Origin of the sequence: Pseudomonas sp. KBN12P06040, assembly GCF_037574965.1 — a bacterium.
Taxonomy (GTDB): Bacteria; Pseudomonadota; Gammaproteobacteria; order Pseudomonadales; family Pseudomonadaceae; genus Pseudomonas; species Pseudomonas aeruginosa.
The window spans coordinates 333214-349694 of record NZ_JBBELS010000001.1 but is presented as its reverse complement, the minus strand read 5'-3'; the positions used below and the strand labels follow the sequence as shown (position 1 = coordinate 349694).

At 66.8% G+C, this 16481-nt stretch carries 13 protein-coding genes and 1 tRNA gene; 8 read left to right on the top strand and 6 right to left on the bottom strand.

What is annotated here, in order from left to right:
* The first annotated feature begins 1 nt into the window (after window position 1).
* The 4 genes from VQ067_RS01595 to VQ067_RS01580 all read left to right on the top strand — a co-directional run bounded on the left by VQ067_RS01595 (window position 2) and on the right by VQ067_RS01580 (window position 3926).
* Window positions 2-688 (top strand): Crp/Fnr family transcriptional regulator, encoded by a 687-nt coding sequence (locus VQ067_RS01595; RefSeq protein WP_003128506.1) that lies wholly within the window; start codon window positions 2-4, stop codon window positions 686-688.
* Window positions 689-796: 108 nt separating this feature from the next.
* Entirely contained in the window at window positions 797-1567 is a 771-nt protein-coding gene (locus tag VQ067_RS01590; RefSeq protein ID WP_033991367.1) for a hypothetical protein, read from the top strand.
* 162 nt (window positions 1568-1729) lie between these two features.
* Window positions 1730-2944, top strand: a complete 1215-nt coding sequence (locus VQ067_RS01585) for a cyanate transporter (protein ID WP_033991370.1) — start codon at window positions 1730-1732, stop codon at window positions 2942-2944.
* A gap of 49 nt (window positions 2945-2993) precedes the next feature.
* On the top strand, window positions 2994-3926 hold the full coding sequence (locus VQ067_RS01580; protein ID WP_003137203.1) for a LysR family transcriptional regulator: 933 nt from the start codon (window positions 2994-2996) through the stop codon (window positions 3924-3926).
* On the opposite strand, the gene VQ067_RS01575 is transcribed toward VQ067_RS01580, so the two are convergent.
* The 3 genes from VQ067_RS01575 to VQ067_RS01565 are packed head-to-tail and all read right to left on the bottom strand — an operon-like array spanning window position 3923 to window position 5097.
* On the bottom strand, window positions 3923-4207 hold the full coding sequence (locus tag VQ067_RS01575) for an antibiotic biosynthesis monooxygenase family protein (protein ID WP_003106257.1): 285 nt from the start codon (window positions 4205-4207) through the stop codon (window positions 3923-3925). The genes VQ067_RS01580 and VQ067_RS01575 overlap by 4 nt on opposite strands.
* Before the next feature lie 33 nt (window positions 4208-4240).
* On the bottom strand, window positions 4241-4648 hold the full coding sequence (locus VQ067_RS01570) for a cupin domain-containing protein (RefSeq protein WP_003084212.1): 408 nt from the start codon (window positions 4646-4648) through the stop codon (window positions 4241-4243).
* Between the two features lie 11 nt (window positions 4649-4659).
* On the bottom strand, window positions 4660-5097 hold the full coding sequence (locus tag VQ067_RS01565) for a carboxymuconolactone decarboxylase family protein (protein WP_033991372.1): 438 nt from the start codon (window positions 5095-5097) through the stop codon (window positions 4660-4662).
* Between the two features lie 126 nt (window positions 5098-5223).
* Between VQ067_RS01565 and pdxR the strand changes: the two genes are divergently transcribed.
* Window positions 5224-6645, top strand: coding sequence for a MocR-like pyridoxine biosynthesis transcription factor PdxR (gene pdxR / locus VQ067_RS01560; RefSeq protein WP_033991374.1), 1422 nt, complete (start codon window positions 5224-5226; stop codon window positions 6643-6645).
* Window positions 6646-6815: 170 nt separating this feature from the next.
* Here the strand turns inward: pdxR and VQ067_RS01555 are convergent, their stop codons facing one another.
* From VQ067_RS01555 to gabD, 3 genes are all read right to left on the bottom strand, one after another.
* The gene (locus VQ067_RS01555) at window positions 6816-8015 is read right to left on the bottom strand and encodes an HDOD domain-containing protein (RefSeq protein ID WP_003084206.1); all 1200 of its coding nucleotides are present in this window, start codon (window positions 8013-8015) and stop codon (window positions 6816-6818) included.
* A 325-nt stretch (window positions 8016-8340) separates the two neighbouring features.
* Window positions 8341-9621 carry a 4-aminobutyrate--2-oxoglutarate transaminase gene (gene gabT / locus VQ067_RS01550; protein WP_003084201.1) on the bottom strand — a complete coding sequence of 427 codons (1281 nt, stop codon included), beginning with the start codon at window positions 9619-9621 and terminating at the stop codon, window positions 8341-8343.
* 244 nt (window positions 9622-9865) lie between these two features.
* Window positions 9866-11317, bottom strand: coding sequence for an NADP-dependent succinate-semialdehyde dehydrogenase (gabD, locus tag VQ067_RS01545; protein WP_003106269.1), 1452 nt, complete (start codon window positions 11315-11317; stop codon window positions 9866-9868).
* Between the two features lie 629 nt (window positions 11318-11946).
* Between gabD and VQ067_RS01540 the strand changes: the two genes are divergently transcribed.
* The 3 genes from VQ067_RS01540 (at window position 11947) to VQ067_RS01530 (ending at window position 16476) form a co-directional block, all read left to right on the top strand.
* Window positions 11947-12023 (top strand) — tRNA-Arg (locus VQ067_RS01540).
* A 1254-nt stretch (window positions 12024-13277) separates the two neighbouring features.
* On the top strand, window positions 13278-13796 hold the full coding sequence (locus VQ067_RS01535) for an Hcp family type VI secretion system effector (RefSeq protein ID WP_003083317.1): 519 nt from the start codon (window positions 13278-13280) through the stop codon (window positions 13794-13796).
* A 181-nt stretch (window positions 13797-13977) separates the two neighbouring features.
* Complete coding sequence (locus VQ067_RS01530; protein ID WP_060853346.1) at window positions 13978-16476, top strand: type VI secretion system Vgr family protein; 2499 nt, start codon at window positions 13978-13980, stop codon at window positions 16474-16476.
* Window positions 16477-16481 lie beyond the last annotated feature (5 nt).

The window sequence follows — 16481 nt, the reverse complement described above, 5'->3', positions numbered from 1 at the left end:
CATGAACGAGCGTACCGACTACCGTTCGCAACTCCAGGCCGGCCGCTGGTTCCAGGGTTTGCCGGAGGCCTTGCAGACGCACCTGCTGGCACTCGCCCAACCGCGCCAGTTGCCGCCGGGCCAGCGCCTGTTCGCCCGCGGCGACGCGCCCTGCGGACTGTACTGCGTGGTCGAGGGCGCGATCCGTATCAGCGCGGTCAGCGAGAACGGCAAGGAGGCGCTGCTGATCCTGGTGGAAGCACCGCACTGGTTCGGCGAGATCGCCCTGTTCGACGGCCAGGCGCGCACCCACGACGCCTACGCCGAAGGCCACACCCAGCTACTCCAGGTACCGCAGGCGGCGCTGCTCGAACTGCTTCGCCGCGAGCCGCATTACTGGCGCGACATGGCCCTGCTGATGAGCCACAAGCTGCGCCTGGCATTCATCGCCCTGGAAGAGATGGCCCTGCTGCCGGCCGCGCAACGCCTGGCGCGGCGCCTGCTGATGCTCGCCGAGGGCTACGACAACAGCCGCAGCCGGCAGGTCCTGCACCTGCCGCAGGAACAGCTGGCATTGATGCTGTCGCTGTCGCGGCAGACCACCAACCAGATCCTCAAGGACCTCGAAGCCCAGGGCATCCTCCAGCTCAGCTACGGCGGCATCGAGATCCTCGACCTCGCCGGCCTGCGCGCGGCCACCCACGGCTGAGCGCGAATCACACTTTCGAACGCTTGCAGGCGCGCCATGGCCGGCTACCGTGTGCAGGGCACCTGCCCTCGGTGCGGATATCCATAACGACAACAACAGGATCTCCCCATGCTCCGTCCCGCGCTTCCCGCTGTCCTCTGTCTTTGCTGCCTGTTGCTGGCGCTGCCGGCGCGTGCCGCCCTCGACGACCAGCAACGCGCCCTGCAACAACTGCAGGTCCAGGCCTGTCGCGCGGTGGGCAGCCTGTTGCTGCTGCGCGGCGAGGGCTTCCAGGAACAGCACGCGGCGCAACTGGAGAAGGATCTCGCCAGCCTCGACCGCGCGCTCGCCGCCGCCCCCGAGGGGGTGCTCCTGCGGCAAGGCGAAAGGGCGCTGGTGGCGCGCATCCGTGAAGGCGCGGCCTACGGCCCCCGCGAGGAGGACCTGCCCTGGCGCTACCCGCAGCAACTGAGCCGCGCCCTGCGTGACTTCCTCAACCTGGTGGAACGCCAGGTGCCGCCGCCCCCGCCAGGCCAGCCCCTGCCGCTCTGGCAGTTGCCGGTGCGGGTCGAGTACCTGTCCCTGCAATACCTGGCGCGCGCCTACCTGGGCGGGCTGGAGATTGCCCGCGAACAGCCCCGGGACTATCTCGGCCAGGACGAGAGCGTGCTGGTTCCGCTGATCGACCGGCGCATCGCCCTGCTGGTGGAGCAAAGCGCCAACCCGGCGGGACTGAAGAAACTGGAAAACCGCTGGGAGTACCTGAGCCAGGCCCTGCGCGACCTGAACAGCAAGAGCAGCGCGCTGGTCAGCGCTTCCGGCAGGCCCTGGGCGCCGATCATCGTCGACCGCCACGCGCGGGCCCTGAGCGAAAGCCTGATGCGCTTGAGCGCGGAGTGAGGCCACGCGCCGCACGGGGCGGATAACCTCGCCACTCGCCACGCTGCGCCAGCGTCCGCCCCGACTCCCTGGCCAGCGCATTTTTTCGAATCCGCCCTGCGGATTTTGATTTGCCGCCACGCCCTGGCGCAGGCGCAATGGTGCTCCCGAAAGGAGATCGCCATGCCCACTGCCAACCCACCCTGCCGCACCCTCTGGCTGATGGCCGCCATCGTCCTGGTCGGCCTCAACCTGCGGCCCTCCATGGCCGCCGTCGGCCCACTGCTGAACGCCATGCGCGGCGAGATCGCGCTCAGCTTCGGCGACGTCTCGCTGCTGACCGCCCTGCCGGTGCTGACCCTCGGCCTCGGCATGTTCTTCGGCCTGGGCATCGCCCGCCGCGTCGGCGAGTGGCGTTCGGTGGCCCTCGCCCTGCTGCTGATCGGCGCCGCCAGCGCCCTGCGCCTGGGCAGCCGAGGCCTGCCCGACCTGCTCGGCAGTGCCATGCTCGCCGGCCTCGGCATCGCCCTGATCCAGGCGCTGATGCCGGCCCTGATCAAGGCCCGTTTCGGCGCGCGCACGCCGCTCTGCATGGGGCTCTACGTCACCGCCATCATGGCTGGCGCGGCACTATCCGCCAGTGCTGCGCCGACCCTGGCGGAGCACGCCGGCTGGCGGCTCGGCCTCGGTGCCTGGGCGGCGCTCGCCGCGCTCGCGCTGCTGGCCTGGTGGCTGCAACCCGGCACCCGCCTGCGCCTGCCCGCCGCGCAGCCCGGCAGGAGCCTCCTGCGCTATCCGCGGACCTGGCTGCTGGTCCTGTTCTTCGGCCTCGGCACGGCCTGCTACACCTGCGTGCTGGCCTGGCTCGCGCCCTATTACCTGGAGCAGGGCTGGAGCGCCCAGGAATCCGGGTTGCTGCTCGGTTTCCTGACGGCCATGGAGGTGCTCTCCGGGTTGCTCGCGCCGGCCCTGGCCAGCCGCTCGCGGGATCGCCGCCCGGTGCTGGTCGGGCTAACGGCGCTGATGCTGGCCGGCTTCCTCGGCCTCGCCTGGGCGCCGGCCAGCCTGCCGCTGCTCTGGGCGCTGTGCCTCGGACTGGGCATCGGCGGGCTGTTCCCCATGGGCTTGATCGTCTGCCTCGACCACTTCGACGCGCCGCAACGCGCCGGTCAACTGGCTGCCCTGGTACAAGGCGCCGGCTACCTGATCGCCGGGGTCTCGCCGTGGATCGCCGGGCTGCTGCGCGACAGCCTCGGCAGCTTCACCGGCGCCTGGCTCGGGCTGGCCGCGGTGGCGGCGCTGCTGCTGGGACTGGGTCTGCGCTTCGACCCACGGCGCTATGCGGCACTGTTCGCCGAGCGGCAGGCGCGAGGCGTCGGCGCCGAAAGCTTGCGCTGAGGAAAGGGACGGGTTCTGATGGCGCTCCCGACGCCGTCAGGACGCCCCGATGCTGATCGCCAACGGCCTGCGCAAGGTCGACATGCAGGACCTGCTGGTCTTCCTCCAGGTCCACCAACGACAGAACCTCGTCGAGGTCGCCGAACAGCTGAATCTCAGTCCGTCGACGGTCAGCTACTGCCTGAAGAAGCTGCGCCAGGCCTTCGACGACGAGCTGTTCATCGCCACCCGCGGCGGCATGCAGCCGACCCACAAGAGTCGCGCCATGCTGCCCCATGTGGAGGAAATGCTTGCCCGCATCAACGCCTGTCACGCCGCCCAGGGCAGCTTCGACCCGCGTGGCGAGCCGCGGACCTTTACCCTCTGCGCGCCGGAATACGTCGAGCTGCTGATCCTTCCGGCACTCCTGCGACGGCTCGCCGCCAACGGCCCGAGGATCGGCCTGGACATCCGCCGCCTGGGTCCCGAACTGCCCACCGAAGCATTGCTCGACGGCCAGGTCGACCTGGTCTTCGACTTCGGTCCCGAGTACCACCGACCGGCACCGGAGCTACAGGCGCTCGCCCTGTTCAGCGACGAACTGCTCTGCGTGCAGGATCGTGCCCAGCCGCGCCACGAGCGCCTGGAACTGGACGAGTTCTGCCGGCGCCGCTTCGTCTTCCCGACCCCGCTCGACGCCAGCAACGCCAACCTGGTGGACACGTGGCTGCGACGCCAGGGCCGCAGCCGCGAAGTCGCCGCGCGCGCCAACAGCTACGTCGCCGCCCTGCAACTGCTGTCGGGCAGCGACTTCGTGCTGATGCTGCCGCGACGTATCCACGCGCTGCTCGACGATGGCCGCCATCGCGCCTGCCTCGCACCGTCAGGGCTGCCGCCGTTCGCCCTGCACCTGTCATGGAGCCGCGCCGCCGACCAGGACCCGGCGAACCTCTGGCTGCGCGAACAGGTGCTGATCGTCTGCGCCGAGTTGGGTTTGCTCTAGCCTGCGTCATCCTGCACTTCGAGGCTCGCCGCCAGGGAGCGCCAGAGCACTTCGGCGAATACCTGCTGGATGCCGCCGGCCAGGTAGTCGAACATCTGCTGCGCTTCCCGCCACTGGCTGCACACCAGCCAGAGATCCGGCTCGAGGGCGTCCCTGCGCACCTGGTACTCCAGGCAACCCGGCGCCTCCAGCCCCGGTTCGACCAGTTGTTGCAGGCGCAGGCCAAGCCGTTCCGACTGACCGTTGCGCGCGCGAATACGGATGACCTGGCTGGCGCTCATGACGGACGCTCCTCCGGACGAACGAGCGACGCCTCAGTGGGCGCCGCGCTCCAGTGGCTTGAGGATCGGGTCGCCCTCCTTGAGCAACTCCCAGACCAGCAACTTGGCCGGCTTCATCGGATCGGGATTGCGTGCCAGCAGGTGCGGCACGTTCGCCGGCTCGTACCAGCTCTGGCCCACCGTGTAGGTTTCCACCGGGCCGCCTTCCAGTTGCGTCTGCACGGTGCCTTCGAGCACGTAGACGAACACCGAGCCGGGATGCACATGGGGCGCGGAGACCTGGCCGGGCTTGAACGACACCGTCAGCATCAACCCACGATGGCCGGGAATCTCGGCCAGGGCCTGGTCGCGCAGGGTTTCCACCTTCTCCGCAGCATGGGCGCTGGCCAGCGTCGGCAGCGCGGCGAGCAGCAGGCAGGCGATCGATCGATTGGCCTTCATCGCCGCCCACCTCACTCCGGTTGCATGCCCATGCCGACGCCGAAGCGGTTCCAGGCGTTGATGGCCGAGACCGCCAGGGTCAGTTCGGCGATCTCCTTGTCGTCGAAGTGCTCGCGCAGTTCGTCGAGCAGGCCGTGCGGCAACGCCCCCTGGCTGAGGCGGGCGAGTTGCTCGGTCCAGGCCAGGGCAACGCGCTCGCGCGGGGTGAAGTAGGGGGTTTCCTGCCAGACGCAGAGCGCTTGCAGACGCTGCTCGGTCTCGCCGGCCTTGCGCGCGTCGTTGGCATGCATGTTCACGCAGTAGGCGCAACCGTTGATCTGCGAAGTGCGCAGGTAGACCAGTTCGATCAACGGGCGCTCCAGGCCGGCCTTGGCCAGGGCCTTTTCCAGGCCGAGCATGGCGTTATAAGCGTCGGGGGAGGCTTTGGCCCATTCGAGGCGGGTGGTCATGGCGAATCTCCTTGGCTGATTGGCAGCCGCGAGAGTGGAAAGCGGCGCGGCATGGGGTAACACTAAGCCTGCCTTTGGCTTCCACGAAGAGCCAATTACCAGAAATACCAGGTAGCCAATTTCGCCATGGAACTGCAACTGATCCTCGACGGCCGCCACGACCTGGTCGGCCAGCTCTATCGCCAGCTGCGCGACGCGATCCTCCATGGTCGCCTGGCCACCGGCGATCGCCTGCCAGCCACGCGCTACCTCGCCGAACGCCTGGAAGTGTCGCGCAAGACCGTCAGCGAAGCCTACGAGCGCCTCACCAGCGAGGGCTTCCTCGAAGGCCGGGTCGGCAGCGGCACCTTCGTCGCCCGCGGGCCCGCCGGGGAAGCGCCGCCGCAGCGCGCCGACGGTCCGCTGCGGCCGGCCGCGCGCTGGGCACGCATCGAACCGCAGTCCGGTCTGATGGACCAGCGAGCACCGCTCCGCTACAGCTTCGCCGGCGGCACGACCGACAAGCGCCGCTTTCCCTTCGATACCTGGCGTACCTGCGTGCTCCAGGCGCTACGCCTGCAACAGCGCTCGCCGGCGTTCTACAAGGAAACCGAAGGCGACCCCGAACTGCGCCTGGCGATCTCCCGCTACCTGGCGATCAACCGCGCCGTGCAGTGCGACTGGAACGCCCTGATGGTCACCCAGGGCGCCCAGCAGGGACTCGACCTGCTGGCCCGGGTGATGCTCGACCCCGGCGACCTGGCGGTGGTCGAGGAACCCGGTTATCCGCCGGCCCGCGCCAGCCTGCTGGCCACCGGCGCCGAGGTGCGCGGAGTGCCGGTGGACGCCGAGGGGCTGCGCGTCGACCTGCTGCCGGACAACGCCAAGCTGGTCTACGTCACCCCGTCGCACCAGTTCCCGCTGGGCATGCCGATGAGCCTGGAGCGGCGCCTGCAGTTGCTGGACTGGGCGCAGCGCCACCGGGCGCTGATCATCGAGGACGACTACGACAGCGAGTACCGCTTCGACGGGCGTTCGCTGGAGTCGCTGCGCAGCCTCGACCGGAACGGCCAGGTGGCCTACCTCGGGACCTTTTCCAAGACCCTCTTCCCCGAGCTGCGCCTCGGCTACCTGCTGCCGCCGGCGAGCCTGCGCGAAGCGGTGCTGGCGGCGCGCAAGCTGGTCGACCGGCACAGCGAGACCTTGCAGCAACGCGCCCTCGCGCTGTTCATCCAGCGCGGCGACTTCGCCCGCCATACGCGCCGCCTGCAACGCGAATACGCCCAGCGGCGCGGACGCCTGCTGGAACGCCTGCACGGCGACCTGAGCCCCTGGCTCGAAGCGCTGCCGGCGGTGGCCGGGATCCACTTCGCGGCGCGCTGTCGCGAACCGCTGGATGTGCTGCGCATCGCCCGTCATTTGCGCCAGCAAGGTCTGGAGGTCGGCACCCTGCCGCCCTTCTACGCGGAAACCCCGGCACAGGCCGGCTTCCTCTTCGGCTTCGGCTGCATCGAACGGGACGACATCGACCCGGCGTTGGACCTGTTGCGCGCCGAGCTGCGGCGCTAGGCGCGCTTCCGCCCATCCACGGCCGGCAACTCGGCGGCGCGCAGGTAGGTGCCGATCTCCCCGGCCAGAGGCTCGATTGCAACCGCGCCCCATGCCCAGCGGCGCATGACGCGCCGCGTTATCCGCCCTACGGGAGGCGCCGCCCCTTGCAAAGGCCCGGCGAGGGCGGCTCAGGGCTGCAGCAGTTTCGCCAGTCGTTCGCCGTCCAGGCCGAGCATGCGGGCAGCCTTGCTCTCGGCCAGTTGCTCCGCGTCGTCCTCGGGCAGGCTGGCGGCCTGGGTCGCCAGGCTGAGGATCAGCTCTTCGCGGGAAAGCACGCCACCGAACTGGTACGCCGCAGCGATCAGCCGGCGCAGCTCCAGCGGCAGCCGCCAACGCGCCCGCAGGGCCGAGCCGAAGCTGGCGCCGAAACGCCCCAGCAGCTCGTCGAGCCGCGCCTCGTCCAGCGCGCCGCCGCCATCGCACCAATCCTGCAATGTCCGCAGCAGCGCCAGGTCGCCCAGGCGATGCAGCAGCCCTGCGGTATAGCAGCGCTCGACGTCCGCGCCGAGGGCGTCGGCCAGTTCCCAGGCGATGTCCGCGCAACGTTGCGAAAGATCCCAGAAGTGCATGGCGCGCTCGGCCAGCAGCGGCTCGCCGAGCTGGATGGCCCGCTGCAGACTGAAACCGAGCACCAGGTTCAGGCTGTGCCCGAGTCCCAGCCGCCGCAGGGCCTGGCCCAGGGTCTGGCAGGCCGGACCGACGTGCCGGGCGGCGCTGTTGGCGGCGGCGATCAGGCCAGCGGTGATCTGCGGGTCGCGACCGAACTCATCCTCCAGCACGCGCAGCGGATGCTCCTCGGCGCTCAGGCAACGATCGCTGGCGGCACGCACGTCGGCCAGCAACGGCGCCCCCTCCGCGGAGTCGCGCGCGCGTTCGAGGAAAGCCTCCAGGTTCTCGCCCGCGTCCCGCTCCGGCAGCGGACAGGCGACCACTTCGTCGCCCTTCAGCAACAACCCTCGCAGGCGTTGCATCAGGTTCTCGGCCTGGAACGGCTTCACCAGGTAGGCGGTCGGCGCCAGTGCCACGGCGGCGCGCACGCTGGCCTGGTCGGCGCGGTCGCTGATCAGGATGAACGGCTGCTCGGCGACCGAGCGGCGCAGGCGCGCTTCGCGCAGCAGCTCGAAGCCATCCACCTGCGGCAGGTTCAGCTCGGCCAGGATCAACGCGAAGCGCCGGCGCCGGCAATGCGCCAGCGCTTCCCCGCCATCGCCGCAGAGGACCAGCCGGGCATCGCAACGCACGCCGAGGACCAGTTGGCCAAGCAAGTCGCGACTCCAGGGGTCCGGGTCGGCAATCAGGATGACGGGGGCCTTTTTCGCGGCACTCATGGCGTTCCTCTTCGAACCTGGCGAACCGAGCGGGACGCACCAGGCATGACAGGCGGGCACGACACGGCCCGCGGGCACACAAGGGTATGACGGACGAACACGGTGCGCCTCTAGGACCTGTCCTAATCGCCACGAACGGAACGACCGGAGAAATGCGGGAGGATTCGTATGCGCCAGGCGCCCAAGGGTAACAGGGGAAAACCGTTCGTCGGGCGTTTCGCGGAAAACCCTGGCAGAAAAAAGAGGCTTCCGTTTCCGTGAAGCCTCTGAAAGAAAGGCCCGCGCGGACGCGCGGGCCTCGGGGGTATCGCTTTGCCGGTGAAGCTTAAGCGAGTTCGTCGAAGCACTCGGCCAGGATGGCCAGGCCCTTCTCCAGTTGCGCGTCGGGGATGGTGACGGGCATGAGGAAGCGGATGACGTTGTAGTAGGTGCCGCAGGAGAGCAGGATCAGGCCCTTCTCGCGCGCACGGACGACGATCTTGCTGACCAGCTCGGCGGCCGGCTTGTGGGTATCGCCGCCCTCGAACAGCTCGATGGCCACCATCGAACCCAGGCCACGAACGTCGCCGATCACCTTGTGCTTGGCCTGGATCTCGCGCAGGCCGGCCTTGAGGCGCTCGCCGAGGGCTTGCGAACGTTCCAGCAGCTTCTCTTCCTCGAACACCTTCAGCACGGCCAGTGCCGCGGCGCAGGCGATCGGGCTGCCGGCATAGGTGCCGCCCAGGCCGCCGGGCGCGATGGCGTCCATGATCTCGGCCTTGCCGGCCACGCCGGAGATCGGGAAGCCGCCGCCGACCGACTTGGCGAAGGTGGTCAGGTCAGGAACGATGCCCAGTTGCTCGGTAGCGAAGAAGGTGCCGGTACGGCCGGCGCCGGTCTGCACTTCGTCGGCGATCAGCAGGATGCCGTGCTGGTCGCACAGGGCACGCAGGCGCTGCATGAAGGACTTGGAGTTGACGTAGAAGCCACCCTCGCCCTGCACCGGCTCGATGATGATCGCGGCGATGTCCTGGGGCTGGGCATCGTTCTTGAAGATGCGCTCGATGCTGGCGATGGAGTCGTCCTCGCTCACGCCGTGCAGCTCGCAGGGCGCCAGGGCGCGGAAGATGCCGCCCGGCATCAGGCCCATGCCGGCGGAGTACGGGACCACCTTGCCGGTCAGGCCCAGGGTCATCATGGTGCGGCCGTGGTACGCGCCGGTGAAGGCGATCACGCCAGCGCGGCCGGTGGCGGCGCGGGCGATCTTGACGGCGTTCTCCACGGCTTCGGAGCCGGAGGTGACCAGCAGGGTCTTCTTCGGGAAGTCGCCCGGCACGCGCTTGGCGATTTCCTCGGCCAGCTCGATGTAGGGCTCGTAGGCCAGCACCTGGAAGCAGGTGTGGGACAGCTTGCCCAGTTGCTCCTGGACCGCGGCGATCACCTTCGGATGCAGGTGGCCGGTGTTCAGCACGGCGATGCCGCCGGCGAAGTCGATGTACTCGCGGCCTTCCACGTCCCAGACGGTGGAGTTCTCGGCGCGCTCGGCGACGACCGGGTGGATCTGGCCCACGCCGCGGGGTACCGCGGCCTGGCGACGCTTCAGCAGGGATTCGTTGGTCTTGCTCATGGCTTCCTCAGTGGCCGCTCATCGGGTCGGCCGGGTCAAAGGATGAAGGCGGGAAGGAAGCTCCCCAAGGCAGCATGCGATGATCGACTGCCTCGGGACTTGCAGGCCCGCCAGGGCTCGGAGCCGCTTCGCGATCGGCGACCGCGACTCCCGGTTCGTCCGGTGCCACCACCGGCAACGTCGACACCGGACGGCGCAGCTCTTGCCTGCCGTCCGGCCCCTCCGGATGCGTTTCTCGCCGGACTCAGATACCGCCCAGGCAGAGGTACTTGATCTCGAGGTAGTCCTCGATCCCGTACTTGGAGCCTTCGCGGCCCAGGCCCGAGGCCTTGATGCCGCCGAACGGCGCCACTTCGTTGGAGATCAGGCCGGTGTTGATGCCGACCATGCCGTACTCCAGTTGCTCGGCGACGCGGAACACGCGGGCCAAGTCGCGGGCGTAGAAGTAGGACGCCAGGCCGAACTCGGTATCGTTGGACATGGCGATGACCTCGGCCTCGTCCTTGAAGCGGAACACCGGCGCCAGCGGGCCGAAGGTCTCGTCCTTGGACACCAGGGCGTTCTTCGGCACGTCGACCAGGATGGTCGGCTCGAAGAAGGTGCCGCCGAGGGCGTGCGGCTTGCCGCCGGAAACCACCTTGGCGCCCTTGGAGACCGCGTCGGCGATGTGTTCCTCGACCTTGGCCACGGCCTTGGCGTCGATCAGCGGACCGGTGGTCACGCCGGCTTCCAGGCCGTTGCCGATGTTCAGCTTGGCCACGGCGGCCTTCAGCTTGTCGACGAAGGCGTCGTACACGCCGTCCTGCACGTACAGGCGGTTGGCGCAGACGCAGGTCTGGCCGTTATTGCGGTACTTGGAAATCAGCGCGCCCTCGACGGCGGCGTCCAGATCGGCGTCGTCGAACACGATGAACGGCGCGTTGCCGCCCAGCTCCAGGGACACCTTCTTGATGTCCTGGGCGCACTCGGCCATCAGTTGGCGGCCGATTTCGGTGGAACCGGTGAAGGTCAGCTTGCGCACGATCGGGTTGCTGGTCAGCTCGCCGCCGACTTCGCCGGCGCTACCGGTGACCACGCTGAACACGCCCTTCGGAATGCCGGCGCGCTCTGCCAGTTCGGCCAGGGCCAGCGCGGAATACGGGGTCTGCGAAGCAGGCTTGAGCACCATGGTGCAGCCGGCGGCCAGGGCCGGGCCCGCCTTGCGGGTGATCATCGCCGAGGGGAAGTTCCACGGCGTGATGGCCGCGGTCACGCCGATCGGCTGCTTGATCACGATGATGCGCTTGTCCGGCTGGTGGCCGGGAATGGTGTCGCCATAGATGCGCTTGGCTTCTTCGCCGAACCATTCGAGGAAGGAGGCGGCGTAGGCGATCTCGCCCTTGGCCTCGGCCAGCGGCTTGCCCTGCTCGATGGTCATCAGGCGGGCCAGGTCGTCCTGGTTCTCGATCATCAGGTCGAACCAGCGGCGCAGCTTGTTGGCGCGCTCCTTGGCGGTCAGCGCGCGCCAGGCCGGCAGGGCCTTGTCGGCAGCCTCGATGGCGCGGCGGGTCTCGGCGGCGCCCATCTTCGGCACGCTGCCGATGATCTCGCCGGTGGCCGGGTTGTTCACCTTGATGGTCTGGCCGTTGTCGGCATCCACCCAGGCGCCATCGACGTAGGCTTGTTGACGGAACAGCTTGGCATCTTTGAGTTGCATGACCTGTCTCCTTCGAGGAATGCCGTGAGCAGCGGGTCTACCTCGACTACCCCGCGTGCCTGGTTGTCTGGTTCGGTTGTAACCGGAAAGTGTTGCCTGCTGGTTATTCGAAAGGGCCAGCGCCCCGGTGTTCCATTTCCTGCGCCCTGTGCCAGCGGCGTCGCCGTTACCGGCCGGCCACCGTGCGCAACGGGCGGACGCGGACGAACGCGACCGCCGACAGGCGTCGGGGAGGATACGAAAGACTCGTGCGGGAAAGGGATTGCGGACGAAACGCCACGCCGGCACCACGGCGGCCCGGCAGCGCGAAAGGCCGGACGAGCGACGGGCAGGTCAGAAAGAGGTCATTCCAGGGGCACGCGGCCGGCTGAACTGATGCCAATTCCCCGGTCTCCTGTTGTTGTGGCTTTGGGGGCGTTTGAAATCTCAAACGAATCCTAGGGCCACCACTGACAAAGGGCAATACCCCGTTCGATAAAATCAACGAAAGTCGGAAAATTCTGCTGCTTTTCTGAGCACATCCTCGACGGACGGTCGTTTTCGTTCGAAATCACGAACGTACGCACATGGAATGGACTCCCGCCGACGAGATGCGTATGATTGCGGCCTGCCGCGCGAGCCGCGGCGCTGCATCCGTAGCTCAGCTGGATAGAGTACTGCCCTCCGAAGGCAGGGGTCGTGGGTTCGAATCCCGCCGGATGCGCCATACAAATCAAGCACTTACCAAAAGTCATTAGCCACAAGCCACCTCTCATGGGTGCATGGTGGGTGCAGTAAGCCTAAAGGAAAGCCCCGTCCTGAATCGCTCAGGCGGGGCTTTTTTATGCCGGCCAGCTCAAATGTCTGTCGTCAGTTCCAGCAGGGCAACCGGGTGGTCTGCGTCGCTCCCGGTAAGTTCGATCCCCTGGCGATTGGTCAGGCAAGGTGGGATTTTCCTCACTTCCCCCATTGGCGGTTGTGAGATAGCGCCGCGTTAGCCCATGGCTCAGTTCGGAGCCATCGCTGGTCGCGCCAAGGGGCGCACTTGAAATGCGCCCCTTCCCGGTAACGCGATCAACGTTAGTCCACCGTTAGCCAACGTTGCTCCAACGTTAATGCCCGAGGCCGTAACTCAGCGGGGTCGCCGTCTCCACAAAATTGCGGCCACGGTCGCGCGATCATCTCCTGAAAAATCAGGGCATGTTCACTACGAATATTTTGTAGTGGCGGCTTCAGCCGGTGGCTGGAGTGAGAGTTTTACGAGACTCTCGTAATACCCCGAATCTGGGGGATTTTGTGCGTCCGAAATTCGGACGCACAAAACACCGACTGACGACGAATTTCGTCCGCAGTCAAAAGGACGTTTTGCGTACTTTTGAAGCCGGGTTTTCAAATGCGGGATATTCCCGTATTTGCGCTTGAACGCAGCGAGCCTTTGCCTGCAATGCAGGAGATCCAAAACCGGCGATTTGCCGGTTTTGAGGTCGGACTATCCGACTTCAAGCCGGCCACCCGCATTTGAACGACGGTTCGCCCCCATTGGGGGAATACCGGCTGAGGGAGAGGTCACGCATACGGTGGAAAGGTGAGTTTGTACCGGCTGGGCTTGGTGAACGTTTGGACAATCAGACTACGCGTGCTGAAGCGTTGTTTGGATAGGGGCAGAGGCAGAAAATACTCCAACCATTCAGCCTCACAATCCAAAAGCCATTGTGCAACTTTTTGGTTGATAACGTTGTGGATAGAACGCTAGGGAACAAATACCCAAAGGGCTCCGAGAGAGTGCGCAACTTTTTGCAAGCGGTGCGCAAAAAGTTGCGCAATTTTCAGTGTTCTTCCCATGAGAATCGCCAGCGAATTTTTGGTTTCCCCCAATAACGCCTTGATGGAAAAGAGTTTCAAGACCAGTGGCACAGTTCTTGTCTAGCACCGGTGACCCCGGCATATCGCCTGGGCACTTTCAACGACAAGGAACGTATCCATGGCAACCCCCGCCTATATGTCCATCACCGGCACCAAGCAGGGCCTGATCACCGCCGGCGCCTTCACCGAGGATTCGGTCGGCAACACCTACCAAGAAGGCCACGAGGACCAGGTGATGGTCCAGGGCTTCAACCACGAAGTGATCATCCCGCGCGATCCGCAGTCCGGCCAGCCGACCGGCCAGCGCGTGCACAAGCCGGTGGTCATCACCAAGGTCTTCGACAAGGCCTCGCCGCTGCTGCTGGCCGCCCTGACCTCCGGCGAGCGCCTGACCAAGGTCGAGATCCAGTGGTACCGCACCTCCGCCGCCGGCACCCAGGAGCACTACTACACCACCGTCCTGGAAGACGCGATCATCGTCGACATCAAGGACTACATGCACAACTGCCAGGACCCGGGCAACGCCCACTTCACCCACCTGGAAGACGTGCACTTCACCTACCGCAAGATCACCTGGACCCACGAAGTCTCCGGCACCTCCGGCTCCGACGACTGGCGCTCGCCGGTCGCAGGGTGAGTTGACAGGCACACCGGTCGTACACCTGTGCGATCGGTTCTCCGTCGAGCCGAAAATGTCCGCTACTTCGCGAAATCGACACAGAGCCAAGACTTTCGGCAGCGGCTGAGCAAGAGTAACGTGGGGCTCGCTTCTCCAACGGATGGGGGAGGAACCGCCCGCCAGGAACAAGGAACGATCCATGCGTCAAAGGGACCTGAAATTCACCTTCGTCGTCGGCGAAGGGAAACTCGCGTTCGATGTCGTCGAGTTCGAACTGGAAGAAGCGCTCTGCGAGCCTTTCCGCCTGAACCTGAAGCTGGCCAGCGACAAGAACGCCATCGATTTCAAGCAGGTACTCGACCAGCCGGGCACCTTCACCCTCTGGCAGGACGGCCGTCCGGCCCGCTACGTCCATGGCATCGTCAGCCACTTCACCCAGGGCAGCTCGGGTTTTCGCCGGACCCGCTACGAACTGCTGCTGGAACCGCAGTTGGCGCGCCTGGAGCTGTGCTGCAACTGGCGGATATTCCAGGAGAAGAGTGTTCCGGAGATTCTCCAGGCGCTGCTCAAGGAACACCGGGTGCTCGACTACGAACAGCGCATCTACCATGAGCACCTGCCGCGCGAATACTGCGTGCAGGCCGGCGACAGCGATCACTACCTGCACGACCGGCTAGCCTTCGAGGAAGGCCTGGTCTACTACTTCCGCTTCGACGAACACCGCCACACCCTGGTCTGCAGCGACCGGCTCTACGTCCAGGAGCGTATCGCCGGCGGCCCGGTACTGTTCAGCGCCCAGCCGGAGGGCGACAACCCACAGCCGGTGCTTCATTCTTTCCGCTACAGCGAAAATGTTCGTACGGCTCGACAGACCCAGCGGGACTACAGCTTCAAGCGCCCGACCTACGACCAGGAGCATCATCTCGCTGGCGAGGCGCTCGAGCATCAGGGCTCGTCCTACGAGCGCTACGACTACCCCGGTCGCTACAAGCAGAGCGGCGCGGGCCGGCCTTTCAGCGAAAGCCGCCTCAGAGGACATCGGCGCGATGCACGGGTGGCATCGGTCAGCGGCGACGACCCGCGGCTGATCCCGGGCCACGCCTTTGCCCTGGAAGGTCATCCGCGTGCCGACTTCAACGCCTGGTGGCGGCCGGTGCGGGTGGTCCATCGCGGCACCCAGTATGCCGGCCAGGAGGAAGAGTCCGCCGACGCCCCTCTGGGGGTGAGCTACGACCTGCGCGCCGAACTGGTACCCGAGGACGTCGAATGGCGTCCCGCACCGCTGCCTCGGCCGCGTATCGATGGTCCGCAGATCGCGACGGTAGTCGGCCCGGCAGGGGAAGAGATCCATTGCGACGAGTGGGGACGGGTGAAGGTCCAGTTCCCCTGGGATCGCGAGGGACGTCACGATGAATTCAGTACCTGCTGGATACGGGTCGCGCAGAACTGGGCAGGTGCCGACTGGGGGCACATGGCGATCCCGCGGATTGGCCAGGAGGTGATCGTCGATTACCTGGACGGCGACTGCGACCAGCCGATCGTCACCGGGCGCACCTACCGGGCGACCAACCGACCACCCTACGCGCTGCCCGACCACAAGATCCTCAGCACCATCAAGAGCAAGGAGTACAAGGGCAGTCGGGCCAACGAGCTGCGCATCGACGACACCACGGCGCAGATCAGTGCGGCGCTGATGAGCGACCACGGTGCCAGCGCGCTGCACCTGGGCTACCTGACCCATCCTCGGCCCGAAGGCGGCAAGCCGCGCGGCGAGGGCTTCGAACTGCGCACCGACGAACATGGCGCGGTACGTGCGGCCAGGGGCCTGCTGCTGAGCACCGAGGAGCAGCTCAGGGCCGGCGCCGGCCATCTCGACCGAGGCGTCGTGGTGCAGGTGCTGGAGGCGGCGCTGGAGCTGGCCCGCGAGCTGGGCGACTACGCCGGGGAGCACCAGGGCGTGGGGCACGACGCGGCGCCGCAGCAAACCCTCCAGGAAGCCGTGCGCGACCTCGGCCACGGTGCCAACGACGAGTCCGGCAAGAGCAATGGAGGCAAGCCGGCGATCGCCTTGAGCGGTCCGGCAGGGATCGCCGCGGCGACGCCGGCGAGCCTGACCCTGGCCGCCGGCGAGCACGTCGACAGCGTGGCCCGGCAGAACCAGCAGGTGACCGCCGGGCAGAAGGTGGTGATCAACGCCGGCAGCGACATCGGCCTGTTCGCCCAGGGCGGCGAGCTGCGCCAGATCACCCACCAGGGGCCGATGCTGCTGCAGGCGCAGAAGAACGACATCCGCCTGGAGGCCGAGCAGAGCGTGGAGGTCAGCGCCAGCCAGCAGCACGTGCTGGTCACCGCGAAGGAGCACATCACCCTGATGTGCGGCGGCGCCTACCTGACCCTCAAGGGCGGCAACATCGAGCTGGGCATGCCCGGCAACTTCGTGGTCAAGGCGGCGAAGCATAGTCATGTTGGTCCTGCCTATGCGTCTACGGCCTTCAACTCTTGGTCCGGAGCACCGTTCGATCAGCGCGTACGTGTTGTGCGTGGAGGTAGACCGCTTCCCAACTATCGTTATGCGCTTGTGTATAGCGATGGGGCAAGGGTAGAGGGCGTTACCGACAAGGACGGCTGGACAGCGCTGCAGCAAGGACTGACTTCGGAGGGATATGAGATCGAGTTGCTAGGGCCGGCAGAGGTCTGATGCAA